The organism is Aeromonas sp. BIGb0405, from assembly GCF_024807335.1.
GTDB lineage: Bacteria > Pseudomonadota > Gammaproteobacteria > Enterobacterales > Aeromonadaceae > Aeromonas > Aeromonas rivuli.
In genome coordinates, this window is the sequence record NZ_JANUEP010000002.1 from 349,869 (window position 1) to 362,990 (window position 13,122).

14 protein-coding genes and 1 riboswitch are annotated in these 13,122 nt (G+C 59.0%); of the genes, 9 read left to right on the forward strand and 5 right to left on the reverse strand.

The genetic code is table 11. From position 1 onward, the window contains the following. Positions 1-28 precede the first annotated feature (28 nt). A complete protein-coding gene (locus M2366_RS06410) occupies positions 29-700 on the reverse strand; it encodes a lytic transglycosylase domain-containing protein (protein ID WP_259269447.1) in 672 nt (223 codons plus the stop codon). Between the two features lie 289 nt (positions 701-989). On the opposite strand from M2366_RS06410, the gene M2366_RS06415 reads away from it, so the two are divergent. After that, the gene (locus tag M2366_RS06415) at positions 990-1,433 is read left to right on the forward strand and encodes a GNAT family N-acetyltransferase (protein WP_042040705.1); all 444 of its coding nucleotides are present in this window, start codon (positions 990-992) and stop codon (positions 1,431-1,433) included. On the opposite strand, the gene M2366_RS06420 is transcribed toward M2366_RS06415, so the two are convergent. Further along, the gene (locus M2366_RS06420) at positions 1,428-1,970 is read right to left on the reverse strand and encodes a DUF1439 domain-containing protein (protein ID WP_224430995.1); all 543 of its coding nucleotides are present in this window, start codon (positions 1,968-1,970) and stop codon (positions 1,428-1,430) included. The two genes, M2366_RS06415 and M2366_RS06420, sit on opposite strands and share 6 nt — an antisense overlap. Positions 1,971-2,067: 97 nt before the next feature. On the opposite strand from M2366_RS06420, the gene cls reads away from it, so the two are divergent. The 3 genes from cls (at position 2,068) to M2366_RS06435 (ending at position 5,660) form a co-directional block, all read left to right on the forward strand. After that, positions 2,068-3,549 (forward strand): cardiolipin synthase, encoded by a 1,482-nt coding sequence (gene cls, locus M2366_RS06425; protein WP_224430994.1) that lies wholly within the window; start codon positions 2,068-2,070, stop codon positions 3,547-3,549. A gap of 73 nt (positions 3,550-3,622) precedes the next feature. Next, a complete protein-coding gene (locus M2366_RS06430; RefSeq protein ID WP_259269237.1) occupies positions 3,623-4,882 on the forward strand; it encodes a YdgA family protein in 1,260 nt (419 codons plus the stop codon). A 151-nt stretch (positions 4,883-5,033) separates the two neighbouring features. Beyond that, the gene (locus M2366_RS06435; protein ID WP_259269238.1) at positions 5,034-5,660 is read left to right on the forward strand and encodes a peptide-methionine (S)-S-oxide reductase; all 627 of its coding nucleotides are present in this window, start codon (positions 5,034-5,036) and stop codon (positions 5,658-5,660) included. Positions 5,661-5,758: 98 nt separating this feature from the next. Here the strand turns inward: M2366_RS06435 and purU are convergent, their stop codons facing one another. Further along, on the reverse strand, positions 5,759-6,595 hold the full coding sequence (purU, locus tag M2366_RS06440) for a formyltetrahydrofolate deformylase (protein WP_042040701.1): 837 nt from the start codon (positions 6,593-6,595) through the stop codon (positions 5,759-5,761). A gap of 212 nt (positions 6,596-6,807) precedes the next feature. Beyond that, a riboswitch (FMN riboswitch) is annotated at positions 6,808-6,954 on the forward strand. Positions 6,955-7,056: 102 nt separating this feature from the next. Here purU and ribB point away from each other — a divergent pair. Together ribB and M2366_RS06450 are read left to right on the forward strand one after the other, a co-directional pair. Further along, the gene (gene ribB, locus M2366_RS06445; protein ID WP_042040700.1) at positions 7,057-7,710 is read left to right on the forward strand and encodes a 3,4-dihydroxy-2-butanone-4-phosphate synthase; all 654 of its coding nucleotides are present in this window, start codon (positions 7,057-7,059) and stop codon (positions 7,708-7,710) included. Between the two features lie 223 nt (positions 7,711-7,933). Beyond that, positions 7,934-8,176 carry an Lpp/OprI family alanine-zipper lipoprotein gene (locus M2366_RS06450; protein WP_005897212.1) on the forward strand — a complete coding sequence of 81 codons (243 nt, stop codon included), beginning with the start codon at positions 7,934-7,936 and terminating at the stop codon, positions 8,174-8,176. Positions 8,177-8,365: 189 nt separating this feature from the next. Here the strand turns inward: M2366_RS06450 and M2366_RS06455 are convergent, their stop codons facing one another. Both M2366_RS06455 and M2366_RS06460 read right to left on the reverse strand, forming a co-directional pair. After that, the gene (locus tag M2366_RS06455) at positions 8,366-9,214 is read right to left on the reverse strand and encodes a tetratricopeptide repeat protein (protein ID WP_259269239.1); all 849 of its coding nucleotides are present in this window, start codon (positions 9,212-9,214) and stop codon (positions 8,366-8,368) included. 15 nt (positions 9,215-9,229) lie between these two features. Next, entirely contained in the window at positions 9,230-9,922 is a 693-nt protein-coding gene (locus tag M2366_RS06460) for a 4'-phosphopantetheinyl transferase superfamily protein (protein WP_224430989.1), read from the reverse strand. Between the two features lie 300 nt (positions 9,923-10,222). Between M2366_RS06460 and M2366_RS06465 the strand changes: the two genes are divergently transcribed. The 3 genes from M2366_RS06465 to M2366_RS06475 all read left to right on the forward strand — a co-directional run bounded on the left by M2366_RS06465 (position 10,223) and on the right by M2366_RS06475 (position 13,072). Next, positions 10,223-10,711, forward strand: coding sequence for a C40 family peptidase (locus tag M2366_RS06465; RefSeq protein ID WP_005897199.1), 489 nt, complete (start codon positions 10,223-10,225; stop codon positions 10,709-10,711). Positions 10,712-10,885: 174 nt separating this feature from the next. Continuing rightward, the gene (rlmF, locus tag M2366_RS06470) at positions 10,886-11,818 is read left to right on the forward strand and encodes a 23S rRNA (adenine(1618)-N(6))-methyltransferase RlmF (protein ID WP_259269240.1); all 933 of its coding nucleotides are present in this window, start codon (positions 10,886-10,888) and stop codon (positions 11,816-11,818) included. Positions 11,819-12,349: 531 nt separating this feature from the next. Continuing rightward, complete coding sequence (locus tag M2366_RS06475; RefSeq protein ID WP_042040697.1) at positions 12,350-13,072, forward strand: MaoC family dehydratase; 723 nt, start codon at positions 12,350-12,352, stop codon at positions 13,070-13,072. Positions 13,073-13,122 lie beyond the last annotated feature (50 nt).

Here is a 13,122-nt window from a genome sequence, read left to right on the forward strand (position 1 = left end):
TTGTTTCAGGAACGGGCTCGCAGGCGTGTCAGAGCCCCTTTGCCTTCAGCATGGTGAGATAGCGCTGATGGAGGAGTTGGACCCGGTTGACATAGGCCCGGGTCTCGGCATAAGGGGGGATGCCACCATATTTCTGCACGGCGCCGGCTCCGGCGTTGTAGGCGGCACTGGCCAGGGCCACATCCCCCTTGTATTGCTTGAGCAGGCCCGAGAGATACTTGACCCCGCCAAAGATGTTTTGTTCCGCCAGCAGGGGATCTCCGACCCCCAGTTCCCGCGCGGTGGCAGGCATCAGCTGGGTGAGGCCCATGGCCCCCTTGCGCGAGACGGCGACTGGGTTGAAGGCCGACTCTGCGTGGATCAGGGCCCGGATCAGGGCGGGATCGACCTCATAGGTGTGTGCCGCGGCCTGTATGGTGCTGGCATAGTCGTAGAGGAAGAGACCGGTGGTATTCCAGTTGACCCTGGATTTGGGATCACAGGCGAAACAGTCGTTGAACAGCAGCACCTCAAAGTGCCCCTGTTCCGGCTTGATGTCTGAATAACGGGTCACGCCATTGCTCTGCTGGGATTTGTAGACCTGGAACTGTTTGCTGGCAGGGGGTTTCTGAGGGGAGACGCTCAACATCACCACCTCGGCCGGGGGCGGGGACTGAGCCCAGGCGGGCAGACTGGTGCCGAGTAAAATCGTGAGCAACATCCTTGTGTTCACTGTGGTACTCCTTGCATCGATGCCCGTTGAGTAAAGCATTCAGCCCCCGGAAGGACAAGGGCTATCCAGGAAGAGGCGCCTTGTAAAAGGGATTGGCCACAACAAAAAAGTGTCTGAATGACCTTGCCGGTGCTTATTCACAAAGCGCGCAGTGCTCGCTGTTTTGTCGTCTTGCCCCGTGTTATCTTCTCCGGCTGGCTGGTCTAATCAGATCGGCCGAGTGGGCGCCGAAGGCGACAAGCGGATAGGGGAGCGTGTTTTGATGGATGGCCGAGCCATGGAGCTCACTTTCGAAGAGTATTGTGATGCGGATCTTTCCCTGATCAGGGACTATTACGAAACCACATTCTCCTATTACGTGCCGGACTTGAGCGAGCGGGTCTTCGTGGTACGCGATGCTCACTGGCTGGTCGGCGCCGTGCGGCTGCGTGAAGACGAAGAGTATTACCATCTGTGCGGTTTTCGCCTGCTCCCCCATTATCAGTCTCTGGGGCTGGGTTCCCGGCTGTTGCAGCTGGCTTGCCAGGACCTGATCAGCAAGCCCATCATCTGCCAGGCCCTGCCATTCGAGCAGCCCTTCTATCACAAGGTGGGCTTCGTCGACCTGGCATTGGAGGAGCTCAAGGGGCCCCTCCATAGCCATTTCATCAAGCAGCACCAGCAGGGCTACCAGATAGAACTGCTGATCCGCTATCCCGGTGAGTATGCCGTGGCGTTATGAGCCCTTGGTCAGCAGATGTATGGTGCCCGGGGTCAGCTCCAGGCCGATGAGATTCTCCTTGAGCCAGAGCTGCTGCGGATCCTTGTCGTCGAGTCGATAGACGGGTTGGGTCTCGAGCCGCTTCTCCATGCTCTTGAGCAGCATGTTGAGCATGAACCCGAACTTCTGCTCCGCCTCAAGGGGCTCCAGCTTGTACTCGATCAGCTTCATGTTATCCAGAAACAGGGCGCCCTGTGTCTTGTCATAACGGGGTCTGGCCTCATAGGTCATGGAGACACGGGCATCGTAGTTGGTGCTGTCAGGCAGGGTGATGTTGAGCTTTCCCTTGCCAAAGACCCGGGCGGTGTCCGGGCTCTGGCGCCCTATCTGGACGTCGCTCTGTTCCAGCTGGACATGCGCCTTGATGATACCGGGCAATTCCAGCTGCTTGTCGACCTGAACCTGGGATTGCAGATATTGATTGATCTGCTGTTCATTGATGTCATATGAGCCTTGCCCTAACATGGCCAGGCTGAGCAACATAGTGTGCAGGATCATGCTTGTGTCCTGATTGAATGGGATTGGCCCGACAGCATATCATCCCAGCTCGGCGGGATCTCCTGGCCGCCCTCATCCCATGTCCAAAGGAGTTCCCGTGTTCAACACTCTGGAATATGACATTCATCTGTTGTTCTCCCGCTTCCTGGGCCTGCTGCTGCTGCTGTTTCACACCGTCATCGTCGCCGGTGTCTCCCTGCGTGTGGTGATGAAGCGCCGCCCAATCGGGGTCTCCCTCGCCTGGCTCTCTCTCATCTACGCCATCCCCTTCGCCGGCGTCGGCTTCTATGTGCTGTTTGGCGAGGTGCGCCTCGGCAAGCGGCGTGCCGAGCGGGCTCAGGCCATGTATCGCCCTTACGCCAAGTGGATCCGCCAACTGGCCCGGCTCTTCCCGCAGCACCACTGCGAGGTGAGCGAGAAGGCCCAGCCCCTGCACGATCTTATCCAGGGGCGACTCGCCATGCCCATGCTCTCCGGCAACCGCATGGTGCTGCTCCACAAGCCGGACTGGATCTTGCGCGAGATCACCAAGGATATCCGTCAGTCCAGCCAATCTTGCTATCTGGAGTTCTACATCTGGCACCCTGGCGGCTGGGCGGACGAGGTGTGCGAGGCCCTGTGCGAGGTGGCGCAGCGCGGCGTGGATTGTCGTCTGCTGCTCGATTCCGTGGGAAGCAAGGCGTTCTTCCGCTCCCACTGGCCCAAGGTGCTGCGTCAGGCCGGGGTCAAGCTGGTCGAGGTGCTGCCGGTCGGTGCCTGGCGCATCCCCTTCCAGCGCCAGGACTTGCGCATGCATCGTAAGCTGGTGGTGATCGATGACAGGGTGGGTTACACGGGCTCCATGAACCTGGTGGATCCGCGTTTCTTCAAGCAGGATGCCGGCATAGGCCAGTGGGTCGACATCATGATCCGGGTGCAAGGGCCCATAGTGCCGCTGATGTGGTCCATCTTCGTCTGGGATTGGGAGGTGGAGACCGGGGAACGGCTGCTCGACAGCCTGCAGCACGAACCCGAATCCTGGCCGCAAAACAACTATCGTGCCCAGCTGATCCCGTCCGGCCCCTTCGTCGGCGGTGACTGCATCCAGCAGAGCCTGCTGCTCGCCATCTACCAGGCCCGCAGCCATCTGGTGCTGACCACCCCCTATTTCGTACCCGACGATCCCCTTGCGGCCGCGCTCTCCTCGGCAGCGGCACGGGGCGTGCAGGTACAGCTGATCCTGCCCGATCGTAACGACTCCCTGATGGCGAACCATGCCTGCAATGCCTTCATGGAGGAGCTGCTGGAGGCCGGGGTGGAAGTGTATCGCTACGATGCCGGTCTGCTGCATACCAAGAGCGTGCTGGTCGATGATGACTTCGCCCTGGTGGGCACGGTAAATCTCGACAGACGCAGCCTCTGGCTCAACTTCGAGGTCACCCTGCTGGTCGATAATGCCGAGTTTGTCGGCCAGCTGAGCAAGCTGGTCGAGGGCTACATGAAGGAGGCGACCCCCATGGTGCTGGCCGATTGGCGTGCCCGACCCTGGTACAAGCGGGCCATGGAGAACATTTTCTACCTGTTCAGCCCCTTGTTGTGAGCGTGAGAGGGCCTTGCCGCCGTGCAGCCAGCCCCGTAAAGTGCCTGCAAGCATGATTAAAATGGATGGTTTGATGAAAAAGTGGATCTGGGGCGTCGCAGGTGCGGCTCTGATTGGGGCTGGCCTTGGGGCCTGCTGGTATACGGGTAGTGAATTCGATCGCCAGTTGGCGCAGCAGATTATCAAGCTGCGCGAGCAGAGCGGGATCGAGCTGCAGTGGCAGCCGAGTCGCAGCAATCTGCTGCACCGCGACGGTGAGATGCGTCTGATCATCGGCCCCGAGGCACTGGCCCAGCTGGATGACGAGCTGAGCCATGGGGAGCCCATCATGCTGGCGTTCAAGGTTGAGGGGCTGATCCTGCCGCTCTATGTGAAGAGTCATTTGCTGCTCGATACCGAGCAGGGCTCCCTGGCTCCCCTGTTGGCGTCCCAGGGGCTCAAGGAGTGGCGACTGGAGCTCTCCAGCCTGACCAACCTGCTGACCCAGGGGAGTCAGAGCAAGCTCAACATCGCCGCCCTTAGCCTCAAGCATGAACAGGGAAAGATGACGTTTCAGCCGTTGCAGGCCGATTACAGCGGTGATCTGGTCGGCAATGGCCACATGACCCTCAATTGGGCTGGTATGAGTCTCCATGAAACCCAAAGCGGGGCGGATATGGTGCTGGCAGACCTGAAAGGGAGTGCCGAGCTGAGGGATGTCGATGGCAGTTGGCTCTCGCCCCAGAGTGACATGACCCTGGCCAGCTTCTCCTTGCAGCAGCCACAGGACGGGCTCCGCGTCTCGTTGCAACGGCTCACCAGTCACAGCAGACTGGAGGGGGAGGATGCACAGACCCTCTCCAATCGTTACCAGATCCAGTTGGCCGCCCTGGACATGGCCAACGACACGGACAACCTGGCGCTGACCGATGCCAAACTCGATCTTGAGGTCAAGGGGCTGGATCTGGCGGGCTACCAGGCGCTGAGTGCCGAGGGCAACCTGGATCAGCAAGCCCTGTTGGCCGCCCTGGATCAGGTGCTGGGCCGTGGCCTGACCCTGACCCTGACCGATCTCAGCTCGCGGCTCAATGGCGAGCCCGCCTCGCTCACGGGGGAGCTGACCCTGGCGTCGACCACCCTGGCCAGCCTGGCAGGTGAGGAAGATGGCATGAAGGCGCTCTCTGGCCTGTTCCAGCTCAATCTGAGCGAAGGGATGGGGGAGGCTGTGCCCCAGCTTGCACCCATGCTGTTGCAGCTCCAACAACTGGGTTATCTCAAGGTGCAGCAGAGCAACCTCAAGGCAGAATTGAAGCTGCAAGAGGGCAAGCTCACGGTCAATGAGCTGCCGCTCTGAGGGGTGTAACCCCGCCGAGGCGACTTGACCTGATGGCGTCGCCACGGCCATTCAGCTATGCAGTCTATCGATGGTTTAGCATAGAGATATGCAGCATTGCGATGGTTGGCCATCATGGCGCCGGGTAAACGAAAGGTGTGATGGGGGAAGGGTGAGCAAAATAGGGTTGGGCGGCAGTTGTCACTGGTGTACCGAGGCGGTATTTCGCTCGCTGCGCGGCGTAGCGGATGTGGAGCAGGGCTGGCTGGCCGCGCAGGATGCTGACGCCGTGCAAGGGATCGAGGCGGATCCCGCCACTGGCAGCACAGTCAATGGCGCCCTGGTTGCCGCCGGATTCAGCGAGGGGGTGATAGTCCACTTCGATGAGTCCCGCCTGCCGCTGGCGCTGCTGGTCGAGATCCATCTCCACAGTCACAGTGCCACCAACTCACATGCCCTGCGCCATCGCTACCGCTCCGCCCTCTACTGCTTCGATGAGGAGCAACGCCACCGGGTGGCCGAGATGCTCACGGATCTGCAGTCGCACTTTAGCGAGCCCCTGCTGACCGAGGCGCTGCGCTATCGTGACTTCTCGCCATCCCGCCCCGGGATCCGCGATTACTACTATCGTCAGCCGGACAAGCCCTTTTGCCAGATCAGCATCCAGCCCAAGTTGCGGGCCCTGCTCGCCGATTATGGTGACTGGGTCGATGTGGCCCAGCGGCGTACCATCCTGGAGGCTGAAGCGGAACTGGCCCCACAGTCGAGTGAAGGGGTTATTCGTGCTGACCATAGGTGATGACGGCGTGACATCAGGAGAGCAGAGCGCTGAGTGGGGGTTCCCACCCGCCTGTCGATAACAAAAAAGGCCCCGCGGGGCCTTTTTGCATGGCGCTGTTACTTGAACACCACCGTCTTGTTGCCATAGACGAAGACCCGCTCGTTGAGCACCAGCTCCAGGGCGCGGCTCAGCACGGATTTTTCCACGTCCCGGCCCGCCTTGGCCATGCCCTCGGCACTGAAGGTGTGGCCCACGTGGATCACGTCCTGCTCGACGATGGGGCCTTCATCCAGATCGTCGGTGACGAAGTGGGCGGTGGCGCCGATGAGCTTCACACCGCGATCGAATGCCTGGCGGTAGGGGCGCGCCCCGATGAAGGCGGGCAGGAAGGAGTGGTGGATGTTGAGGATCTTGCGCGGATAGGCTTCGACGAAGCTGGGGGTCAGCACCCGCATGTACTTGGCCAGGATCACGTAGTCCGGCTGATAGCCGTCTATGATGGCGCGCACCTGCTCTTCGTGCTCGGTGCGGCTCAGATCTTCATGGCTGACGGTATGGAAGGGGATATCGAATTTACCCGTCAATTCAGCCAGGGTGTCGTAGTTGCCGATCACCGCCACTATGTCCATGTCCAGGGCGCCCGCATAGTTCTTCATCAGGATGTCCCCGAGGCAGTGGGTCTCCTTGGTCACCAATATGACGATCCGCTTCTTGCCCGCCTTGACCAGGCGACGCAGGGCGCCAGCGGGCAGAGCATCATCGAGATCCGCCAGCAGGGTCTCGTCATTGAAACGCCCCTCCAGCTCGGTGCGCATGAAGAAGCGGCCGTTCTCGTGATCGACGAACTCGTCGTTCTTGTTGATGTTGAGCTGGTGCTTGTAGCAGATGTTGGTGATCTTGGCGATGAGGCCCTTGGCGTCCTGGCAATCCGTGAGCAGTATTTTCTTTTCCATGTCTGTCATCATTTCCGTAGTGTGGTGGCCATCCGGGCGGAGCAGTGTATCCGCCGGGCTTGCTGGTTAGGCACTGCCTTTGCGGCACAGTTTTTGAGGCACTATGCCATAAAGGAAAAGCCCAAGCACAGCCCGGGCGTCAAATCTCGACAGCTTGCGGTTTTTAGGCCCGCATGCTGGCATCGCGGGACAAATTTCTTTAGTCTGTCTGCGCTTATTCTCAGGGCGGGGCGAAATTCCCCACCGGCGGTATCCCGATTGACTCGGGGAGCCCGCGAGCGCCCGACTCGTCGTCGGGGTCAGCAGATCCGGTGAGATGCCGGAGCCGACGGTCATAGTCCGGATGAAAGAGGATAAGACAGCGTGTTCCACGCGTGGCCCTTTCGGGTGGCCGCCGCATGCCTCTCTCTGTCTGCTCCATGCCCTGATTCTGGTACTTGTGAAGTTAACGGAGTCTTACCATGAATCAGTCTTTACTCAGTGAATTTGGTCATCCCATCGAAAGAGTCGAAGCGGCTCTGGCATCCCTGCGCGCCGGTCGCGGCGTACTGGTTGCCGACGATGAGGACAGGGAAAACGAAGGGGATCTCATCTTCGCGGCGCAGTCCATGACCAACGCCCAAATGGCCATGATGATCCGCGAGTGCTCCGGCATCGTCTGCCTCTGCCTGCCGGAGGATAGAGTGCGTCAGCTCGAGCTGCCCATGATGGTGGAGGCCAACTCCAGTCAATACCAGACCGCCTTCACCGTCACCATAGAGGCGGCCCAGGGGGTCACCACCGGGGTCTCCGCCGCCGATCGCATCACCACTATCAGAGCCGCCATCGCCGATGGTGCCAAGCCGTCCGATCTCAACCACCCAGGTCACGTCTTCCCGCTGCGGGCTCGCAATGGTGGTGTCATGAGCCGTCGGGGTCATACCGAGGCGACCGTGGATCTGATGCAGTTGGCAGGACTCAAACCGTTCGGAGTGCTGTGCGAAGTGACCAACGAAGATGGCACCATGGCGCGTCTGCCGGATCTGGTGGCTTTTGGTCGCCAGCATCAGTTGCCGGTGCTGACCATAGAAGATCTGGTGCTGTATCGTCAGATGTTGACAGAGCGATCGGCCTAAGTTCCATACGAAATTGTCATAAGGACATTTTTTGGTTACGCTTTGTCCGAACCTCATCACTGAGGCCCCATTTTGTTTGAAATTTGCGCAAATCGTGCAAATGGAAAAAAAAATGAGGGTTTTAGTGCATTTATCTGTGATGAGGCCTATCCAAAGTAAGAATTTTTTGTGCCATAATCACGCCGCTTGCTAAACGTCTGGCGAGCTCAAGGGAGCTTTAAAAATGAAAAAATTGTTGTTGGTAGGTGTTGTTGGTCTGTCTGCCCTGCTGGGCGGTTGTGCTAACACCAGCGAACTGGAAACCTCCGTACAGAACCTGTCTAACAAAGTTGACCAACTGGCTCAAGATGTTAGCGCTGTTCGTGCTGATCAATCCAAAATGGCCGCTGATGTTGCTCAAGCCAACCAAGAAGCCATGCGCGCTAACCAGCGTCTGGACAACATGGCTACTTCCTACAAGAAGTAATTCATGCGAAAAAATGGCGCAGTCTCTGCGCCATTTTTTTTTGCCAAAAATTTGGCTTTTCCTTGCCAGGTCCCGCCAGTTATCCCCTCTTTTCTTGTTTTCCCGACAGTGTCTGTTTCTCTGGTCTCATTGATAAAAAAGAGCCATGCCCTTCGGCATAGCCCTCTCCTCTCATCGTACCAGTAAGACTCAATAGAGCAGGCTGTAGAGCTTGCGTCTGAAACCGGCCACCGCCGGGTGAGCTCCCATGGTCGCCAGGATATCAAGATAGGTCTTTCTCGCGTCACCGAAGCCGAGATCCCGCTGCAACACGGTCAGCAATAGGGTGAGGGCCTCCTCCTGACGTCCCGCCTGGTGGTAGAGCACGGCCAGCTCCTGAGCCAGGGCGAAATCGTCAGGGGCCTGCTGATAACGGGCCTCCAGAGCCCGCAGCTCCGGGCTGTCAGCGGCTTGTTGAGCCAGTGCCAGACGCGAGCAGAGGGTGTGATAGTGATCATCCTGGGCTGCCATGGGAACTTGAGCGAGCCGCTGCGCCGCTTCGTCGAGGCGATTAAGGTCGAGGGCTGCCTGGATGAGCCAGAGATGGATATCGTGGCGATCCCCTGCCAGCTGATGGGCTTTGGCGAGATCGGCATAGCCCTCATCGGCCTGCCCTTCGGCGAGGGCTTGCTGCCCTCGCTTGAGCAGCTCTTCCTCTTCCTTGGGAGAGAAGGCGGCGAAATAGGTGCGCAGGGTCTGTTCATCTTGCGGACCCTCCAGCATGGCTTGCTCATCCGGTTGTCCCTGGTGGAAGAGCACCAGCGCGGGCAGGGCACGCAGGCCAAGCTGACCGGCCAGCGGTTGCAGGTGGGGATCGTTCATGTCCACCTTGGCCAGGGTGACCTGCGGGTTGTTCTCACCCACCAGCTGTTCGATGAGGGGCGTCATCCCTTGGCATTCCGGCATCTGCGGCGCATAGAAATAGATGACGACCGGTTTTTGCATGGAGGCATCGAGCAACTCGAGCTGGAAATTCTGGGGATGGATGTCAACGATCATGAGGCTGGCTCTTGGCTAGGGGTTTTTATCAAGATGGGGTTCTCCTGTCATGATTTCAAGGTATTCATCGAGTTGATGCAGATGCACCTCACCCTCTCCTCCCGCCAGGCTGAGCCAGCCTCCCTGCCAGGGCCAGTCACAGACTCGATAAGGGATCCCATCCAGATGATTGAGCAGGCGCCAGTCTTCATCGGGCACAAACTCCACCTTCTCCAATCCGGCGGCGATGCCACCGCCATGGGCCTTGAGCACGGCCTCTTTGCGTGACCAGAGTCGATAGAAGCTGGATCTCTGCTGCGCGCTCGGCAATCCTGCCAGGTGTTGATACTCGGCGGCGGTAAAGAAGCGTTGGGCGAGGGGGAGGGGGGCGCGGGGTCTGCGTCCGAGTTCGAGATCGACCCCCAGAGGCCCCCGGGTACCGATGGCAATGACCAGCCAGTCGCCGCTGTGGCTCAGATTGAAATGACAGGAATCTGACTCAGGACCGGCGAGGGTCGGTTTGCCATGGGGACCACTACAAAACTGCAGATTTTGCGGGTCCTGACCAAGACGGGCCCCCAATAACCGATTAATTGTGGCTCGACTGATCAGGAACTCCTGGCGGCGATGGGGCTGTGTTATCTGCTGCCATTGCCGGTGCTGGGCTGGATTGAGCAGGTGCTCCAAGCCTGACAGCGGGTCTTCGGCCACCTTGGCAGAATTTAACAAAAATAGATCCGTGGTTATCATCATTATTCACTTCAAAATATCGATAAAACAGGGATAAATAGCACTCTGCAGCGGCACCGCAGCGGCTTGCCTATGGGGTATCTTGTGGGTCAATCTTCACATTAATGATGAAAAATAACGCATTTTCTTGCAAAACTGTGAACTTGATAGGGATTTTCACTTGCCTCGATAGGATTCTTGGATATAGTCGAGGGCTGTTGCATTTCATAATTTGCCTGCCAAAGGCCGTATTTTAACAACTTTTAACAAATTTGCGGGGATAAAGGATTGCGTTACCTGATGCTACTGCTGGTCTCACTCGGCATGGTGGGTTGTGCCTCGGCACCCCAACCCGATGTCGCTAGTAAGATCGAGGTCTCCATGATGGAGCCCGTGGTTGAACCGGAAGTCAACCAAACACCTGACGTAAACGAAATTCTGACCGTATTCAAAGAGTGGCGTGGTACCCCCTACCGTTTCGGTGGTACCAGTGAACGCGGCATAGATTGCTCCGCTTTCGCCCGTGAAGTGTATCGCAACGCAGTGGGCATAGAGTTGCCCCGCGATACCCGCTCCCAGGTGCACGAAGGCACCAGGGTCTCCAAGCAGGAACTGGTTGAAGGTGACCTGGTATTCTTCAAGATCAGCTCCCGTCTCAATCATGTGGGCATCTATGTGGGCAACGGTGAGTTCATTCACGCTTCGACCCGAGCCGGTGTGACACGCTCCCGGTTGGACAATCAGTACTGGCGCAATAAGTTCTGGCAAGCGCGCCGCATCGAGATCTAAGAGCCAGGCTGGACAAACCGTTCGCAGTACGGACAGTTTCTCCAACCTCACTCAAACCGGGCCCTGGCGGCCCGGTTTTTTATGGCCATCGTTTAGACTTTTGCGGGTCGACTCTCTATAGTGTGGGCCCGCTTTTCGCCAGGATTGACCAGGCACCAGATGACTAGGCCCCCAATGACCAGAGAGACAACCACCAAAGCCGGATTGCATCCCCGCAATCGCCATCATGCTCCCTATGATCTGGCGGCTCTCTGCCTGCGCACTCCCGAACTGACCCCCTTCGTGTTCACCAACGACCATGGTACTCGCACCCTGGATTTTGCCGACCCCGCCGCCGTCAAGGCGCTCAACAAGGGGCTGCTGGCGTTGCATTACGGCATACGCCACTGGGATCTGCCCGCGGGTTACCTCTGCCCGCCGATCCCAGGACGGGTCGACTACCTGCACCATGTGGCCGACCTCATCAGCGAGGGGGAAGCGGCGCCGCGGACCGGCAAGGGGGTGAGGGTGCTCGATATCGGTGTTGGCGCCAACTGCATTTATCCGTTGCTGGGCTGTCGCGAGTATGGCTGGCGCTTCGTTGGGGCCGACATCGATCCCGTGTCGGTCAAGGCGGCCAACTTGCTGGCGCTCAGCAATGGTCTGGGCAAGCAGATCGAGTGCCGATTGCAGACGGACGCTCGCCGAATGTTTCACGGCATCATAGGGCCCGGGGAGCGCTTCACCCTGACCCTGTGCAACCCGCCGTTTCACGGCTCCCTGGCTGAGGCCAGCGATGGGACCCGCCGCAAACTGCGTAACCTGGGCAAGGCCGAGGTTAGCAGCGAGGCTCCTGTGCTCAATTTCGGCGGTCAGAAGGCCGAGCTTTGGTGTGATGGGGGCGAAGCGGCCTTCCTCGCGTCCCTGATCCGGGAGAGCCGGGACTTTGCCGGTCAATGTCTCTGGTTCAGCTCGCTGGTCTCGAAAAAAGAGAACCTGGCGGCGGCCAAGCAGGCAATCACCCAGGCAGGCGCCAAGCGGCAGCAAGTGATCGAGATGAGCCTGGGTAACAAACAGAGCCGGATCCTGGCCTGGAGCTTCCAGAGCGACAATCGCTGGTCCGACTGAGCTGAGTGCGCAGGAGAGCCCCTGTGGCGCGTCGTGCTGCATGGCGACGCTGAAGCCGACAACCTCTGGCCGGGAGGCTGATACTCCTCCCAGGCCCGCTCCCAGAGCCTCAGCGTCCCGGCTCTGGGGCAGAGGCGGATTGACCACGTTCCTCCTCGCCCCTTCCCCCCTTGTCGAGTAATGACCTTGACCTCATGCCCAGGGCGTGATCGGGCCGATCCCCGCGCAATGACAAACCCCTGACGCTCCCCGGCAGGGGTGTTGGTCGTCATGTCCTTCGCCAGATGAGGTGACGCTATTGCCTTGATGAGGCACTTTGGCCATTTCAGGCTGCGCTATCTGGGCAAGGGACCCGAAAGCAGATAATCGTTTTTCCGCAGGCCTGGCGCGGCCTGGGAAGCCCATGTGAGTGGTCACTCTCGCCGCCGGTACAGTTGTACGCCGAGATTTTTTTGCACTTGCAGCTGAAACTTTCATAAAATAGGACTGGTTAGACCTGTTCGTTGGTTAATTAGAGATAGGGATTGGTTAATGAAAGTGGTCGATTTTCTGAAGCGAAAGCGCGAAATCTTGGCGCAACACCCCTTTGAGCTCAAGGATTGGCTCTCGCCGGCTATCCGTGACTACTGGCGTGAGTTTCAGCAGAAGGCGCACCTTCACCCCTTGCTGGGGCGGGTGCTCGACGCCCATGGCCAACCCGTTGTCGAGGTGGAACAACAGTCCCAGCAACGTCAGGTCGTGAACGGTCAGGGCATGGCACAGCCCGCGCCGGCGATTGCCCTCGAAGGGGAAGCGGCCTTGGTCTTCGACCGCTTGCAGGCCCAGCTCGGCGAGGAGACCCATGTCGGTGACTGGCTCCACATCAGCCAAGATATGGTGAATCAGTTTGCCGCCGTCACTGGCGATCACCAGTGGATACACACAGATCCCGATCGCGCCGCCGCCGAATCGCCATTCAAGAGCACCATAGCCCACGGTTTTCTTACCCTGGCGCTCTTGCCAAGACTGACCGGTTCGGTGGATGAGGAGAACCCCGAGTTCCCCACGGCGCGCATGGTGGTCAACTTTGGTCTGGATCAGGTGCGTTTTCCCTATCCCATCAAGGTGGGTAGCAATGTGCGCGCCCGCACCAAGCTCATTCGAGTGACTCCCATCAAGGGCGGACTGGAACTGCTCAAGGAGATCAAGGTGGAGATAGAGGGCGTGCGTCGCCCCGGCTGCGTCATCGAATCTGTCGCCCGCCTCTATTTCTGACCTCCGCTGTCAGGGCCAAGGATTGAAACGCACTATTAATGCCTGGGTAG